This window comes from Methylotuvimicrobium buryatense 5G (assembly GCF_000341735.1).
Classification (GTDB): Bacteria; Pseudomonadota; Gammaproteobacteria; order Methylococcales; family Methylomonadaceae; genus Methylotuvimicrobium; species Methylotuvimicrobium buryatense.
Map to the genome: position 1 here is coordinate 664,654 of NZ_KB455575.1, position 16,400 is coordinate 681,053.

16 protein-coding genes are annotated in these 16,400 nt (G+C 49.9%); 13 read left to right on the plus strand and 3 right to left on the minus strand.

What is annotated here, in order from left to right:
- Window positions 1–35: 35 nt before the first annotated feature.
- The 3 genes from METBU_RS0103095 to METBU_RS0103100 all read left to right on the plus strand — a co-directional run bounded on the left by METBU_RS0103095 (window position 36) and on the right by METBU_RS0103100 (window position 1,823).
- Complete coding sequence (locus METBU_RS0103095; protein WP_014148258.1) at window positions 36–473, plus strand: Hsp20/alpha crystallin family protein; 438 nt, start codon at window positions 36–38, stop codon at window positions 471–473.
- A 413-nt stretch (window positions 474–886) separates the two neighbouring features.
- The gene (locus METBU_RS27215) at window positions 887–1,189 is read left to right on the plus strand and encodes a hypothetical protein (protein WP_017839228.1); all 303 of its coding nucleotides are present in this window, start codon (window positions 887–889) and stop codon (window positions 1,187–1,189) included.
- Window positions 1,167–1,823, plus strand: a complete 657-nt coding sequence (locus METBU_RS0103100; RefSeq protein ID WP_017839229.1) for a M15 family metallopeptidase — start codon at window positions 1,167–1,169, stop codon at window positions 1,821–1,823. The genes METBU_RS27215 and METBU_RS0103100 overlap by 23 nt, the downstream gene beginning before the upstream one ends.
- An 85-nt stretch (window positions 1,824–1,908) precedes the next feature.
- On the opposite strand, the gene METBU_RS0103105 is transcribed toward METBU_RS0103100, so the two are convergent.
- Window positions 1,909–2,931, minus strand: a complete 1,023-nt coding sequence (locus METBU_RS0103105; RefSeq protein WP_017839230.1) for an integron integrase — start codon at window positions 2,929–2,931, stop codon at window positions 1,909–1,911.
- Between the two features lie 168 nt (window positions 2,932–3,099).
- Between METBU_RS0103105 and METBU_RS0103110 the strand changes: the two genes are divergently transcribed.
- Window positions 3,100–3,945 (plus strand): REP-associated tyrosine transposase, encoded by an 846-nt coding sequence (locus METBU_RS0103110; protein WP_017839231.1) that lies wholly within the window; start codon window positions 3,100–3,102, stop codon window positions 3,943–3,945.
- Here the strand turns inward: METBU_RS0103110 and METBU_RS0103115 are convergent.
- Together METBU_RS0103115 and METBU_RS23165 are read right to left on the minus strand one after the other, a co-directional pair.
- Window positions 3,920–4,318 (minus strand): heme-binding domain-containing protein, encoded by a 399-nt coding sequence (locus METBU_RS0103115; protein WP_017839232.1) that lies wholly within the window; start codon window positions 4,316–4,318, stop codon window positions 3,920–3,922. The two genes, METBU_RS0103110 and METBU_RS0103115, sit on opposite strands and share 26 nt — an antisense overlap.
- A gap of 88 nt (window positions 4,319–4,406) precedes the next feature.
- Window positions 4,407–4,706: a hypothetical protein gene (locus tag METBU_RS23165; protein ID WP_051056232.1), complete on the minus strand. Its 300-nt coding sequence runs from the start codon at window positions 4,704–4,706 to the stop codon at window positions 4,407–4,409.
- Window positions 4,707–5,319: 613 nt separating this feature from the next.
- On the opposite strand from METBU_RS23165, the gene cas6 reads away from it, so the two are divergent.
- The 9 genes from cas6 to METBU_RS0103165 all read left to right on the plus strand — a co-directional run bounded on the left by cas6 (window position 5,320) and on the right by METBU_RS0103165 (window position 16,356).
- Window positions 5,320–6,300 (plus strand): CRISPR system precrRNA processing endoribonuclease RAMP protein Cas6, encoded by a 981-nt coding sequence (gene cas6, locus METBU_RS0103125; RefSeq protein ID WP_017839233.1) that lies wholly within the window; start codon window positions 5,320–5,322, stop codon window positions 6,298–6,300.
- 131 nt (window positions 6,301–6,431) lie between these two features.
- Entirely contained in the window at window positions 6,432–7,529 is a 1,098-nt protein-coding gene (gene csm6 / locus METBU_RS0103130; RefSeq protein WP_017839234.1) for a CRISPR-associated ring nuclease Csm6, read from the plus strand.
- 2 nt (window positions 7,530–7,531) lie between these two features.
- Window positions 7,532–10,213: a type III-A CRISPR-associated protein Cas10/Csm1 gene (cas10, locus tag METBU_RS0103135; RefSeq protein WP_017839235.1), complete on the plus strand. Its 2,682-nt coding sequence runs from the start codon at window positions 7,532–7,534 to the stop codon at window positions 10,211–10,213.
- Between the two features lie 249 nt (window positions 10,214–10,462).
- Window positions 10,463–10,993 carry an REP-associated tyrosine transposase gene (locus tag METBU_RS0103140; RefSeq protein ID WP_017839236.1) on the plus strand — a complete coding sequence of 177 codons (531 nt, stop codon included), beginning with the start codon at window positions 10,463–10,465 and terminating at the stop codon, window positions 10,991–10,993.
- 177 nt (window positions 10,994–11,170) lie between these two features.
- Window positions 11,171–11,557, plus strand: coding sequence for a type III-A CRISPR-associated protein Csm2 (csm2, locus tag METBU_RS0103145; RefSeq protein WP_017839237.1), 387 nt, complete (start codon window positions 11,171–11,173; stop codon window positions 11,555–11,557).
- Window positions 11,558–11,571: 14 nt separating this feature from the next.
- The gene (csm3, locus tag METBU_RS0103150) at window positions 11,572–12,291 is read left to right on the plus strand and encodes a type III-A CRISPR-associated RAMP protein Csm3 (protein ID WP_026130002.1); all 720 of its coding nucleotides are present in this window, start codon (window positions 11,572–11,574) and stop codon (window positions 12,289–12,291) included.
- Window positions 12,291–13,247, plus strand: a complete 957-nt coding sequence (gene csm4, locus METBU_RS0103155) for a type III-A CRISPR-associated RAMP protein Csm4 (RefSeq protein WP_017839239.1) — start codon at window positions 12,291–12,293, stop codon at window positions 13,245–13,247. The genes csm3 and csm4 overlap by 1 nt, the downstream gene beginning before the upstream one ends.
- Entirely contained in the window at window positions 13,244–14,890 is a 1,647-nt protein-coding gene (locus tag METBU_RS0103160; RefSeq protein WP_017839240.1) for an RAMP superfamily CRISPR-associated protein, read from the plus strand. Before csm4 ends, METBU_RS0103160 begins: the two co-directional genes overlap by 4 nt.
- Before the next feature lie 194 nt (window positions 14,891–15,084).
- Window positions 15,085–16,356 (plus strand): TIGR02710 family CRISPR-associated CARF protein, encoded by a 1,272-nt coding sequence (locus METBU_RS0103165; RefSeq protein ID WP_017839241.1) that lies wholly within the window; start codon window positions 15,085–15,087, stop codon window positions 16,354–16,356.
- The last annotated feature ends 44 nt before the right edge of the window (window positions 16,357–16,400 follow it).

The window sequence follows — 16,400 nt, forward strand, 5'->3', positions numbered from 1 at the left end:
GTATTTGATCGATAACAATTATTTCGGAGGTGTTTATGGCTATCACACGTTACGAACCCTGGGGCATATTGAGTCAATTACAAAGAGAATTGGAGCGCGCGAGCGAAGGCGGAACCGGCGAAGGGTCGATATCGACCGCCGAATGGGCGCCTGCCGTCGACATCAAGGAAGAAACCGATAAATTCGTGTTGCATGCCGATATCCCGGGCGTCAAGCCTGAAGATATCGAAGTCAGCATGGAAAACGGCATTTTGACGATCAAAGGCGAAAAGAAAACCGAAGCGAAAACCGAAAAAGAAGGTTATAAGCGAGTCGAGCGGACTTACGGTTCGTTCTACCGCCGCTTCAGTTTGCCCGATACCGCCAATGCCGATGCGATTTCGGCAAAATCGAAACACGGCGTCTTGGAAATCACGATTCCGAAACAAGAAGCGGTGCAGCCGAAAAAAATCAATGTGACCTCGGAAGAATGAGTCAAGAATACGGAGCCCTCGGGCTCCGTTTTTTTTGGCCAAGAACGAGCACGAAATCAACAAGGTTTCATCGTTCCCTCTCACTGCGCTTCATGGTAAAACTGCCGAATTCAGGTTGATAGGTCGCGGAACATCGCCTATCGAGGGCTCCGAAAGTCGCGACGAAGATCTTGTTCCGACAGAGACCTACGGGCGTTTTGTGGGAGCGATCCCCAGATCGCGATCTCGAAGTCGAGTGAGCAAGGTAACAACAAACGGTATCGAAGTTGCGTTGGCTAAGTAACTGTCTATCATTGACTTACCGGAGTTTATACCCCCTCGTAGATCAAAATTCGGCACCTGGGTGTCCGCTAAAGGACGCCGTGAATACGTCCATGTAGTCTCTATGCCAGCTCCATGCTGGCAAAGCCTTTATGAGCGCCATGGATGGCGTGAATGTCGATTTTGCAGGAGCGAAAATCGACCGGACACCCAGGCGCCTCCTCTGGCACTGCCGAAATTTGAAGTGCGAAAGGTATAAAATCGGAGAGTATTTTTTAAACAGTTCCTTAGCTATGAATCTTGACGCATTGATTCCCATCTTCGTGATTGATGCGGCTGTCTTTAAATCGGTATGGCAGAGCAATTGCCTGCTGAATTCATTTTTTAAAGTAGAAACGATACTTTATGAATATTCGAAAAACAGGAGTATTAATGCTCGCGCTGTTATCGCTTAAAACATTTAATCCTGCTTATGCGCAAGTACAAGAAGACTTTGTTTATGTCGATACGCTTATTCCATCTATCCATTTAGATATTCGTTATGCGAGCGCCAATAACTTTATCGGCAGGCCTATCGATGGGTATTACCGGCCATGCGCATTATTGACTCAGACAGCAGCCGAAGCGTTGATGGCGGCGCAAAATGAGTTGGCAAAATTTAATTTAGGCTTGAAAATTTTTGATGCTTATCGGCCCCAGCGCGCCGTGCGGCATTTTGTGCGTTGGTCGCAAGATGCGGATGATGTGGCTATGAAGGATGTTTATTATCCTCATCTGGACAAGCCAAGCTTGATTGAAGAAGGTTACATTGCCGCACGTTCTTCGCATAGTCGGGGCAGTACGGTTGATGTAACGCTGGTTGATTTAAACAATGGCGAAGAACTGGATATGGGCGGTTTTTTTGATTATTTTGGCCCGGAGTCCTGGTCTTATGCTAAGACGCCTACGGCTATGCAACGAGCGCACCGGATGTTATTGCAAACGGTTATGGAAAAACAGGGATTCGTACATTATCCTCAGGAATGGTGGCATTTTACCTTGGCGAACGAGCCTTATCCCGATACGTATTTCGATTTTCCGGTGCAATAAGGTAGTGAGGATCCTTTGCTGGGGTGGTTGGTGTTGAGAGCCGTAAAGCTTGATCCTGATCTTTATGCTAACCCAGCTTGCTCGACTATTCCCTATCAAAATCCAACGGGCTCTTGGCTTGCTTCAAGGTCCTGCTCTGAACGGTGTGGGTATAAATCATCGTGGTTCTCACGTCGCTGTGTCCTAGTAATTCCTGAATGGTGCGAATATCGTAATTCGCTTCCAATAAATGACTGGCGAAAGAATGCCGTAACGTATGCGCTGTTGCCCGCTTGGTGATTTTGGCATCATTCACCGCGCGTTTGATCGCCTTTTGCACGATGGATTCATGAAGATGATAGCGTTTGTGTTCTTGGGTTTCCGCAACTAGCGTTAATGACGGTTGCGGAAAAAACCACTGCCAGATAAATTCTTTGGCTGCGTTTTTATATTTATGACTCAATTGGTTCGGCAAGAACACGCCGGCAAAATTGGCTTTTAGATCGGCTTCGTGTAAATCCGCGACTTTCCGCAACTGAAGTTTCAATGCCGGTATTAAGGTTTGCGGTAACGGAACCGTTCTGTCCTTTTGACCCTTGCCGTCATGGACGGTCAAAACGCCGGCATCGAAATTGAAACATTGGGCACGCAGATTCAAACACTCGAAAAGCCGCAGCCCGCAACCGTATAACAGTTTGGCGACGAGATCGATCGGATCGTCGAGATGATCGAAAATCAACTCGACTTCTTCGCGAGATAGAACCACCGGAATATAAGGCTTGCGTTTGGCTCGCGCGATACCTTTGATTTCGCCGAAATCCTTTTTCAAAACGTGTTGAAACAAAAACAGCAACGCATTGAAGGCCTGATTTTGAGTCGAAGCGGACACTTTCTTCTCAACGGCAAGATCACTCAAAAACGCCACGACATCCTGTTGCGTTAAATTTCGGTAATCTTTACTCTGGGTAAACGCCTGCAATCGGCGCGCCCAGCCGCGATAGGATTTCAAAGTCTTCGGCGAATAATGGCGTAATTGGATTTCTCGGGTCAGCTCGTCAAAGACAAAAACCCAACTGAATCCGGTTTGTTTTTCAGCAACCGTATTATTTTGGTGGGTATTATCGGACACGGCAGGATACCTCGGGTGTTCATAAGGCGGTGATCGATGATGCGGGTGATTCGGATCAGGCGAGTTTTTTTCAAGCAAAACGTCCGGCCTTGGCGGAGCTAAGCCAGAGGGGTCAAGCCAGAGGGGTCAGGTCTAGAATAGCAGTATTGTTTACTATATACTTTGTTCATGACCAGACCTATTAGAATCGAATTTTCAGGCGCATTTTATCATGTGACTTCCCGTGGTGACCGTCGTGAAAACATTTATGAAGATGATGAAGACCGGCTTCAATTCCTTGATGTTTTGAAGCGTGTTGTAGAAGATTTTAACTGGGTTTGTCATGCCTATTGTCTGATGACTAACCATTATCATTTGGTCATAGAAACACCTGATGCCAATCTTTCGAAAGGTATGCGGCAGTTGAACGGTGTTTTTACGCAAACATCGAATCGCCGACACGGCCGCGTCGGGCATTTATTTCAAGGCCGCTACAAAGCGATATTGGTTGATGGCGAAAGTTACCTTTTAGAGCTGACCCGTTATGTTGTGCTCAATCCTGTCCGCGCCGGAATGGTCACCTCGCCTGGAGACTGGGTATGGAGCAGTTATCGGGCGATGACCGGTGAAGCACCTGCACCGTCATGGTTGGCGACCGATGGCTTGTTGGCTCAGTTCTCAACTCATCGCAACACGGCAATAAAACGCTATAGGGAATTTGTCATGCAAGGGGGCGACCAGGAATCCATCTGGCAAGCGCTAAAACGTCAAATATTCCTCGGTGATGACACATTCGTAACGCGGATGCAGGGCAAAATTAAAGAGAAAAGCAACGATGTCAATTTTCCAAAAGCACAAAGGCGAGCGCCCGCATTGCCATTAGCGGAATACCAAAAAACTTGTGCCAGTCGGAACGAGGCGATCATATCGGCCTATGCCACAGGGGAATATAGCTATCAACAAATAGCGGATTTTTTTGATCTACATTTTACAACCGTCGGTAAAATTGTCAGGGCGACAAAATTAAAAAGATAGCTATGAATATAGACCTGACCCTTTTGAGCGGAAGGTATAGCGCCGGCGGCATGCTATTGTTGCGGATAACGCCTTCTAGCCGGGCCAACATCAACGGCGACAAGGGTTCCTTGCCGTTATAGGCTTCTTTCGTCAGCAACAATCGTTCGCTGGCCTTTTCGATGTCGTGCTCCATCAGTTGTTTTGCGATCGGTAGGCCAGCGTAGATCGGCATGCGGGTCATGCCGGGGGAATGACAGTCGACGCATTTGTTCTGCAAAATCCGCGAAGCTTTCGCAAAAGCCTCCGATTTACCGGCAATTACTTCGATCGGCTCGTTTTCACCGGACAGACCGATCAGGTTCGAAAACGGCAGAAAAAGAATAACCGCCACAACTAAGATAATGAACCATTGGGTTTATTTCATCGTTCGACTCCGTGTTTTTTACATTTTCATTGAAAAAGGTTTATTCCTGCAAACACTATAAATATTCAGTCAGAGCAAGAATACGACTGCGCGCGGCCGATTCGGTATCGGCCTCGGGATAGTTGTTGAAATACAGCGAGGTTTGGTTGGTGAAGGCTCGGCCCCATATAAGCATGTCGCGAGGCCCGTGAGATTTGACTTTCTCCCTTCCGTCGATGATTTTATAGACGCGGTCGAACGGGAATATGCCGTTATTGTTCTTGGCTAGAACGGTTAGATTCGGAACCCGTCTTACCAACAAGGCTTTAAAGGGGTCGTCGTCGTCTTTTCCGTTGGTCCACGGCAAACGGCGCATGCCGATTCGTATTCCAGCTTTCCTATATCCAGTTTTTTGTCGGCAAATGTTGTCCTGATTAGCAAGATGCTTCAGCTTGCCGAAGCCAAGTGTCCGAGCAGGGGGCCAGTCGTAGTCGCAAAAACTAAAATATGCTGTTACCCAAGCTCCAGCTTGGGTAACCTGTTCAGGAAGCTCTAGCTTCCCGACAATCAAGAAAGATTGAACGAGCGAGTCGGGGTTGATTGAGAATGTGCGGAGGTTGTGTCTAGATCAAAATTCGGCACCGGGGTGTTCGTCAAAGGGTACCGTGAACCCAGTACCTAAATTATCCAAGACAATTAGCCAAGGCAATGGGCTATGGAATTTAGGTGCTGGGTGAATACGTCCATGTAGGCTCTATGCCAGCTTCATGCTGGCAAAGCCTTTGTCGCACACCCGTTGCTTTACCAGGCGCTGCCGAAATTTGAAGTACGAAAGGCATATTCACCCCTTTTTCGGAAGTAAAACCGATTTTCTTCTAAAGAAAGGTTGCCGGTTGCGCAATGAATATGAAAATAAACGAACCTGAAAAGCTTGCCGAAACTGGCAAAAGCCGTTAGATTCGTTACTCTTGCACACAAGGAGGTCTTATATGCATTCAACACCGCTCACCATTCCGTTCAATCACTACCGATTCCATTTCGAAACCGAACATCCGGTTCGCCTGCCGGATTTCCCCGGCTCTGCCTGGCGAGGCGCATTCGGCCATGCCTTAAAAAAGACCGTCTGCGTCGTTCGTAATACGCCTTGCGCGCAATGTCTGTTGAAAAACGCCTGCGCCTACAGCGTCGTGTTCGAAACGCCGCCGCCACCGGGTAGCGAGAAAATGCGCAAATACAATGCAGCGCCGCATCCCTTCGTATTACGTTTTCCACAGCAAGATGCCATCGACACGAGCTATGCGTTAGATATAATCTTGTTCGGACATGCCGAACGTTACTTTCCGTATATCGTTCATGCCCTGCAAAAAGCCGGGCTCGACGGCATTGGCGGGCACAGGCAGCGCTTCGAACTGCATCATATCGATTACCTCGACGCCATGGAGGGAGAACAAACCCTATATCGGGAGGGTGAACTGCAACCGAGGCCGCCGGCATCGATGCCTAAGATACCCGATCCGCCTGAATCTATTACGATCTCCCTGGAGACGCCTCTTCGCATCAAACAAGACGGAAAAAACCTGACGCCGGACTATTTTAACTTCGGCAAATTCTTCGCCAACCTGCTGCGCCGCCAATCGATGCTCAGCTACTTTCATACCGACACCCCGCTTGAAACCGACTTTGCCGGATTGACCAAACAGGCATCGGCAACACATTGCACCGATACCAAGCTCCAATGGCACGACTGGACGCGCTACTCATCGAGACAGCAAACCGAAATGAACATGGGCGGACTGCTCGGCCGATTCAGCCTAGAGATGCAAGGCAATGAAGCTTTTTGGCCCTACCTTTGGCTAGGCCAATGGACGCATGCCGGCAAGGCGACCAGCATGGGGCTTGGTGCTTACAGGATTATCCCGACAAGCTTGCCAGGTGAAGAAAAGTCAACGAAGTGGAGTAGCATCGACTAAACCCAAACATCCCCTGTGGGAGCGATCCCCAGATCGCGATCATCGAGGTCGATAATGCCGAAAAACGAACAAAGGCATCGAAGCCGCACGGCCCAAGCACCGAAAACTTGTAAAAAAAGAAGAAGAACCCAATGCCGAACACAACCTTACTCGCCGTCACCGGACTAACACCGCAAATCGTTACCGAAACGCTCTACGCACTGCACAAGCAAAAAGACGAAATGCCGGCGCACATCCATATCCTGACCACGGCCGAAGGCCGGCAACGCGCCAAACTCACACTGATCAACGACGGCTGGTTACAACGTTTCTATCAAGACTACGATTTGCCCATGCCGACCTTTGACGAAAGCGACATCCATGTACTGCAACGCGACAGCGGCGAACCGCTGCAAGACATCCGCAGCCGCGAAGACAACCAAGCGATGGCCGACGGCATCACCGAATGGATCAGAAAACTGACCGCCGACCCAATCCGCGAATTGCATGTGTCGATCGCCGGCGGCAGAAAAACCATGGGCTTCTACGCCGGCTATGCGCTGTCGTTGTTCGGACGTTCGCAAGACCGGCTCAGCCATGTCCTGGTATCGCCAGACTACGAATCGCATCCGCAGTTTTATTACCCGACGCCGCGGTCGCAAATCATCTACGGCAACGACCCGACTCGAAAACCGCTGGACACGCAACACGCCGAAGTCGTCCTGGCCGACATCGCCTTCGTACGCTTACGCCACGGACTCGATCCGGCTCTACTCGAAGGTAAGACCAGCTTCAGCCGCGCCGTGGCCAACGCGCAACAAAAACTCGGCCCGCCCGAATTGACCATCGACCTCAAAAAAAGAACGCTGAGCGCCCACGGCGTCACAATCAAACTCAAACCGGTCGAACTGGCGTTTTACCTATGGCTGCTCAACCGGCAAGCGCACAACATGCCGCCGGTCACATGCCCGTCCGACGGCGTGCCCGACTTGGAATACGTGTTCGAATACCTAAAAAGCTACAAGCAAATCGCCGGCGAACTGGGCTTATCCGACCGAACCTTGAAAACGCTTGAAGAAGGCATGAGTAAAGCCTTTTTCGAACAAAGAAAATCCGGAGTCAACAGCCGGCTAAAAGAAGCGCTAGGCGCCAACGCCAAACCCTACCTGATTTCCGCAGTCGGTAAAAGGCCGAGAACGGGGTATTGGATACCGTTGGCAGTGGGGCAGGTACATTATCAGGAGTCATAAATATGCAAGAACACGAAAAAAGAAAATTATTGGATCAATCGAGCCGCATCGCCTTATCTGCTTTTTTACACGATTTGGGTAAGTTTGCCGAACGAGCGAGGATACCGGTTAACCAAGAAATACTGGACGCCAACAAACAGCTTTATTGTCCGCATCGGAAAAATCATATCGATGACAAAGGCTGGTTCAGTCATGTCCATGCTGCCTATACCGGTTTGGCGATGGATTTGATCGAAGAGTTCATGCCCGAATTGAAAGGAGCGGATTTCGCGCCTTTCGGTTCGTGGAAATCCAAGCAAGCCGATGACTCGTTTATCAATGCCGCAGCCAAGCATCACAAGCCGGAGACTTTTTTACAATGGATCATCGCGACGGCGGATCGCGTGGCATCGGGTTTTGACAGGGAGGAGTTCGAGCGTTACAACGAAGCAGAAGAAGGCACATCAACCGGAAAAAATCATTACACTGCCAGACAACTGACCTTATTTGAACAAATCAATAAAACCGAGCTGGATAAACACGATTTTGTTTACCGCTATTCGCTCAAACCGCTTTCACCCGAGAGCATTTTTCCTGTCAAAGCCGCTGGCTATGAACATAACGACAAAGAAAAAGCCCAAGCTGAATACAACCAGCTTTGGCAAGGCTTTACTCAGGCATTAACCAAGCTCCCTAAGTCCCACCGTAACAACTGGTCGTTATGGTTGGATCATTTTGAGACCGTTTGGGGTGTTTATACTCAGGCGATACCGTCGGCTACTGCCTTCAATGTTCGTCCTGATGTATCTTTATACGATCATTCTCGTGTAACTGCTGCCTTGGCGACCGCTTTATGGCGTTATCACCACGAAAATAACCGAACCGATGAAGCGGCGACCAAGTCCTTAAGAGATCAAAAAATGAGTTGGACTGAAGCCAAATTCCTATTAATCCAGGGCGACTTCTTTGGCATCCAGGACTTCATTTTCGCCAGCGGCGGCGAAACCAACAAGCGAGCCGCCAAATTGCTGCGCGGTCGTTCTTTTTATGTCTCATTGCTCAGCGAATGCGCGGCGCTCAAGGTTTTGGATGCATTGGCTTTACCATCCACGAGCCAAGTCATCAACGCCGCCGGCAAGTTCATGATCGTGGCGCCGAAGACGTCGGCGACCATCGAAACACTGCAACAGGTCCAACAAGAATTAAACGACTGGTTTTTACAGCATAGTTGGGGGCAAGCAGGGGTCGGATTAGCTTGGACGGATGCCTCGTGTAACGATTTTTGCCGCGCCAAACCAGGGGAGTCGAGTCCGTATAAGGCATTGATTACCAAGTTATTCGACCAACTGGAAACCGCCAAGAATCAACGACTGAATTTGTGCGGCGATGCAGCGGCGCCGATTGTTTTCAAAGATTTTCTCGATCGTTTCGACAAGGACAATGGCGTTTGCAAAATTGACGGAAAATCGCCGGCCAGCGAGCAACTCGACCAAGAAACCAGTATTAGCCGATTGGCTTGGGATCAACTGAAAACCGGGGAATGGTTGACGCGCAGGGAACGCATTCTGATTACCCGGCAATCCCTGAATATGGCTAGCACCCTGAAAATACCGGTGTTCGGCTACCATATCAGCTTTGCCGAACACGAAGACATCCAAGGCAAATTCGGCGAACAAGCCAAAAACGGCAATCTGCTCAGGGCTTGGGATTTTTCGCTGCCGAAATCAGCGGATGGTGCATTGTGGAACGGTTATGCCAGACGAACGATCAATGCCTATGTGCCGAAATTCGATGACAAGGCGCAAGCAGAGGCGCTATTGGGCAAATATGCCGGCGAGGACAAGCTGGATTTAGGCGATGCCAAAACGCTCAATCATATTGCCTGCGAAGATCAAATCTTGCAGGAAAACCATCGCTGGCAGGGCATTACGGCACTTTCGACCTTAAAAGGCGATGTCGATAATCTCGGTATGATCTTTCAATCGGGACTTGGAGACGATACCAGTTTCAGTAAAACCGCCGCCTTGTCCCGGCAAATCAACGCATTCTTTACGATTTATTTACCATGGCTGTGCCAAACCGAATATGACAACTGCTATACCGTGTTTGCCGGCGGCGACGATTTTTTTCTGATAGGTCCTTGGCTGTCGCAGATAAATTTGGGCGGCAAAATGCGGCAAGCTTTCCAAGAATACGTCGCGCACAATCCCGAAGTACACTTTTCCGCAGGTATCAGCACCACCAAGCCCGGCCTGCCGATTAATCAACTGGGCGAAATGGCGGAGGATGCGCTGGAGCGAGCCAAAGCGCATAATCCCGGTCAAGTTGCGCCTTCGCCCAAAAACGCCGTCAACTGTTTTAATCAAGCCATGGTTTGGGAAGATTTCAGCGCCTTGGCAACCCGCCGAAAACGATTGCAGGAACTCAGCGAAGACATGGACTTAAGCACCGGCTATGTTTACGGCCTGCTCAATCTGATTGACATGGCCGAGAAGGTCGACGAAAAGCCGGAAAACGCGATTTGGCATAGCTACTTTGCTTACCGTACCGTGCGGATGCTGGAGCGCAACAAACACCTCGATAAAGAACAGCGTAAACGCCGACAAGCGGTACTGGCCGAGGAAATCGCCAATGCCGGCATCATTCGGCACGGCAGTAATTATCGAGTCGCGCTGTTTTGTCACCTATACCAGCAACGCGATTAAAAATTTCATCGTTCCCACGCTCCGGCGTGGGAATGCATCCGAAGACGCTCCGCGTCGAGATAGGAGAACGCTATGGGAAGAAGCCGCTACAAGATCACGGAACCGGGCCAGTCGCATTTTCTAACTTGCACAATACTGGAATGGCTTCCGGTTTTCACGCGTCCGGAGACCGTGCAGATACGTCATCGTTCCCACGCTCCGGCGTGGGAATGCATCCGAAGACGCTCCGCGTCGAGATAGGAGAACGCTATGGGAAGAAGCCGCTACAAGATCACGGAACCGGGCCAGTCGCATTTTCTAACTTGCACCATACTGGAATGGCTGCCGGTCTTTACGCGTCCGGAGACCGTGCAGGTACTACTCGATTGCTGGCAATATCAACGCAAAGAGCAAGGCTTGAAACTATACGGTTTCGTCGTACTGGAAAACCATCTGCACTTCGTCGCACAGTCGGAACGCTTGGATAAATGCCTGAACAGCTTCAAATCCTATACGGCACGGAAGATCATCGATTATCTGCAAGAGAATCAAGTCGAACGTATCTTGACCCGGCTTCGTTTCGCGAAACGAGCGCATAAAACGGATAGAGCTTATCAGTTCTGGCAAGAAGGCGCGCATGCCGAGTTGGTACTCAACGAAGCGATGATGAGGCAGAAGCTGGATTACATTCACCATAATCCGGTCAAGCGGGGTTATGTTGCAAAGCCGGAGCATTGGCGTTATTCGAGCGCGGCGAATTATTTTGGCGGTGAGCCTCTGCTGGAGATAGACCCTTGGTGAAGCCGACTGGCTCTGTTCATCGGGACGCGGAGCGTCCCCGGAGGCATTCCCACGCTGGAGCGTGTGAACGATAAGAATCATAAGACATGGCTCCCACGCTCCGGCGTGGGAGCAAGCCCGAGCCGCTCTAGCGGCGCGAAATCAAATTTAAGCGACATTGACAAACAGGAGAACAACATGGATATAAACATCGGTAAACCGGGCGAAAAAATCGACCCGGAATTGTTTAACAGCATAGCCTTGCAGGCAGCCAAGCGTATCGCGGGTGATGATCCCAGAAAAAACGATAATAAACCGACTCAACTGAGAAAGTTCTATGACGAAATCGTGTTATGGGACAGCAAGGTACGCCAAAATCCTGAAAAATTTGATGATTATTTACCCTTTATTCGGATGATCAACGCTAAGGCAGCTTATGCGAGAGGCCGTAAGTTAGTCGATGACAATTTTGTTGACTTGATCCATAAAGGGTTACAACAAGTCATCTGCGCTCAAACCCTGCACACATTCAAATTATTCATGGAAGCCTTCATGGGCTTTTATAAACAAGAACGCCCAAATTGATCGGAGGCAAAAAAATGCAACTTACCAAAATACAAAAACTTACCGGCCAAATCGAATTATTGAGCGGTCTTCATATCGGCAGCGGCAACACCGAAATTCACATTGGCGGCACCGATAATCCGGTTATCAAAAATCCTATTACCCAACAGCCTTATATTCCCGGTTCCAGCATCAAAGGCAAAATGCGTAGCCTCCTGGAATGGCAATTAGGCGTGGTCGGACAAACGGATGGGCAGCCGCTTAGCTTCAAACACTTGAAGAAACTCGATGGCAACGTGCTGGATAAAGCGAAAGCCTTAGTCAAATTGTTCGGAGGCGCGCCCGATGGCGATATTGCTTCGGATCTACTGGCTGAAATTGGCCCGAGCCGGCTATCGTTCTGGGATTGTTCGTTATGCCCGGAGTGGGCGAAAGAAATGGATGACAAAAACCTGCTGCTCACGGAAACCAAAATGGAAAACATGATTGACCGAATCAAAGGCACGGCCGAACATCCTCGCAACACCGAGCGCGTCCCGGCAACCGCCAAATTCGATTTCAATCTGACGATACGCGTCCATGACGATGAAAACTTGCTCGTTACCGTGCTGCAAGGCATGAAATTGTTGGAATTGACCGGCCTGGGCGGTTCCGGATCGCGCGGTTACGGCAAAATCGCCTTTCGAGATTTGCAATTGGAAGGCCGAAACATTCAAACGGAACTCGAACAACTCGATTTAAAAGAGGCCGTCTGATGCAATGCTTTAGTGTGACGCTTACGCCGTTGTCGGCATTCGCGACGCCGCTAAAAGGCGATACCTTGTTCGGTCAACTGTGTTGGGCGATTCGCAACCGGTTCGGTGAAGCAAGCCTGACCGAGCTATTAAACGGTTATACTGAAGGCAGGCCGTTCGCGGTCGCATCCGATGCCTTTCCGCAAGGTTATCTACCGTTACCGAAACTACCGTTTAGCTATTATCGTCCGGTCGACGGAACGGATCGAAAAGCCGTCAAAAAGCGTTGTTGGCTAGCCGAAGCGGAAATCAAAAAACCGGTGTCGGAATGGTTGGGCTTGGCGAAAACGGCGGCGGATATCGCCGGCGACTTCGGTAAGCTGAGCGAAAAACATCCACAGCCGCACAATACCATCGACCGGCGAAGCAATACGACAGGCGAGGGAGGTTTTGCTCCGTATAGCATCGAACAGGAATGGTTCATTCCCGGTCTGCGTTGGCATATCTATGTGCTATTGGATACCGAGCGGTTGAGCGCGGAGGATTATCAAAATTGCCTGACCGATATTGGCGAATTCGGCTTCGGACGCGATGCCAGCATCGGACTTGGTAAATTCAAGCTGGAAGCATTTCAAGCCGCCGAGTTACCTTCTCAAGCCGATGCCAATAGCAGTTTGACGCTCGCGCCATGCGCCCCGCAAGGCTTGGGCTTTGCGCCTGAACGCAGCTATTATCAACTCTTCACCCGATTTGGCAGGCACGGCGATATTGCCGTCCACCAAGAAGGTAAACCGTTTAAAAATCCGATTCTATTGGCGCAAACCGCCGCGATAATGGCTACGAATCCTCCTGCGTCCGGCTTTATCGGCCAAGGCATCGGCGGCAACGGCGAGCTCTCGAAAACGCTGCCCGCCACGGTACATCAAGGCTATGCTCCCGTCATAGCCGTCAATTTTCAAGCCAAGGAATGTTCATGACACATTTTTTGAATCACTACACGCTGAAATACACACCGTTATCGCCCATTCACATTGGCGCCGATGAAAGCTACGAGCCGGGTAATTATGTTATTGACGATGAAGCAGGGGCTTTATACAGTTTCGATAGCCGGGCTGCGCTGGCTGGTTTGAGCGACAGCGACAGACAACAATTATTGGCTATCGTCAACGGCAAGCCCGATGACACGATGCTAACCAAGGTGCAATCTTTCTTTCATAACCATCGGGAGAAACTACTGGCCTTTGCCAAGCCGCCGATTCCAGTTTCAAGCGGGGCAATAAGGCACTATTTAAACAGTGTAGGCAAAACCAAAAACCGTGAAAAAAATGGCCGAGTCATTAACAAACTTGAAATTGAGCGGACCTTTTTCAATTCGGCAAATGGGGTACCAATGTTGCCCGGATCGAGTATTAAAGGAGCTATTAGAACTGCAATGCTGGATTCAATTAATAATGGACAATCGACACGGCATAAAAAACACAAAGATTTACAAGAGGAGCTTTTGGGTGGCAGTTTTCAAACCGACCCGATGCGACTTATATTAATTGGCGACGCAAGTTGGCAAGGCAATGAAAATAAGCCGGCATGTCAAGTGCAATTTGCCGTCAATCGTAAACGTGAACCCGTAGAAATAGATGGCAAATTATTAGACTCAAGTGCCGAGAAAAAAGGGTTATATCAATTAATGGAGTGTATTACTCATGAACATTACCAAGGGTTTTCAGGTTCATTGACGCTCCACATTACCGATTCGATCAATAAATCTGCGCAAAAACTCCCGCTAAAAGATTTGCATTGGTCGATAGGGCAAATTGCACATGCTTGTAATAAGTTTTATAAAACATTGCTCGAACAAGAAATTTCTGACATGAAAAAACGCAATTATCTTGATAAAAGTTGGTTAACTCACGTTGAGCAACTGTTTATCGATCGGTTATTGAAGCGTTTGGATGATGGAGAGGCTTTCTTATTGCGGGTGGGGAAGCATAGTGGTGGTGAGGCATTGACGCTAAATGGTGTTCGCAGCATTAGAATCAATAATCAAAAGAAAAAGCCAGACACCTGGGAAAATCAACCCAAAACCTGGTGGCTTGCCGCCGATGACATCGGCAATCGAACCAATCTGCTGCCATTCGGATGGCTCTTGGTCGAAATCGATCCGAAAACCCCGGATAGTCAACTGCAAAACTGGCTGGAACGAGGCAATCAAGACGTAATCGATTGGCTGCAGCGGCAATCGGCCAAACAAAACGCACTCAAACAACAAGCTGAATTACGGCAACAACAAGAAGAAGCAAGAAAACAGGCCGAACAACAACGCTCAGAGGAAATTCGACTGCAACAAGAAACGGAGCAACAACGTCTCGCAGCGTTAAGCCCGATAGACCGGGAAGTCGAAGAATTCCTAAAACCGTTTCAACAACAAGAACACGACACCCGCTTGTTGCAAGCCTTGGAATCGGACCGATGGCAGGGAGAAGACGCCAAAAGCATTGCTCAAAAAATCAAAGAGTTAATGGTCGATGCAGGCAAATGGCTTCCGGATTTCGAGGGAACGAATAAGCAAAAAATGAAATTGAAACAACGCAGCTTAAAAGTGCTTGCCTATCTACAGGATTGATCTTTATCCTCGTTCCCACGGTCCTCCGTGGGAATGCATACCAATTTTGCTTCGGCAGCCAATGTTTGCGTTCGTAAGGAGGACCGTGGGACCTTGACAGGGACGCTCTAGCGTCCCCGAACCGCAGAGCGGTTCGGGCTGCATTCCCACGCAGAGCGTGGGAACGATGATTCACAACTAAAAATAATCAAACCATGACCCAAATCCTAATCTGCACCGTCGGCGGCAGTCATCAGCCGATCGTAACCGCCATCAACGACTTACGCCCCGACTTCGTTTTGTTCATTTGCACCGACAAAGACCCCGCGACCGGACGGCCCGGTTCCGTCGTGCAAATTACCGGTAGCGGCAATTGCATCAAAGCCGAGCCCAAGGACGACAAACCCAGTCTGCCCAACATTCCGGCACAAACCGGATTGACGCCGGAGCAATACGACCTGTGTACGACTTTATCGGACGACTTGGACCAAATCTACGCCGATTGCAATCGAGCCTTGGACGGATTGGTGCGGCGGTTTCCGAACGCGTCGATCATGGCCGATTACACCGGCGGGACCAAATCGATGAGCGCCGGACTGGTTATGGCGGCGATGGAGCGGCAGGACATCCAATTGCAATTAGTGACCGGCAGCCGGGCCGATTTGATCAAGGTACATGACGGCTCGCAATACGCGGCCTTGGCCAACATCGAACACATCCGTTTCGAACGGCAAATTTCGCCATATCGTCAAGCTTGGAGCCGTTTCGCTTACGGCGAAGCCGAGGCCGGGCTCAAAGACATTAAAGCGCCGGGCAGTGCGCAATTACGCAGTCGTTTCACGCGTTTTCGCGACTTGAGCCGCGCTTTTGCCGAATGGGACAACTTCAACCATCAAACCGCGCTCGATCTGCTGCAAAACTACGCGCCCGGATTGCCGAACGAACTTAGAGCCTATTTGTCGATAGCAATGCGTTTGCGCGACCAACGGCCGGAAAAACGCGAGCCGGCGCAACTGCTCGACTTGTATCTCAATGCCCGACGCCGCGCCGCGCAAGGTCGCTACGACGATGCCGTCGCGCGGGTTTACCGCTTGATCGAATGGACCGCGCAATGGCTGCTGAAATCGCATTGCGGCATCGATACGTCCAACATCGCGAAAGCCGAAATTCCCGCCGGCATGGAGCTGACGGCCAATAGAGAAGGAATCTATCAAGCCGGCTTGTTTCAGGCCTGGCAGTTGGTCAAGGTTAAAACCCAAGGCGCGGCCGCCGAATTTATCAAGGCTGAAGAAAAAAACTTGCTCAATCAAATCAAAAGCCGCAATCAATCGATCCTGGCGCACGGCTTCGAGCCCGTTCAGCAGTCGCATTGGCTGCAACTGGCGGACTGGCTGGAAAGGCTCTTCCTACCGATGCTGCTGATCGAAAGCCGCCGAGTCGGGATCAAAGACATGCCGCCGCAATTGCCGCAAAGTTATGACTTGTAAACTTATCAATAGAAGACTTGGTGGCTGAGCGCAGCTACTGTGGG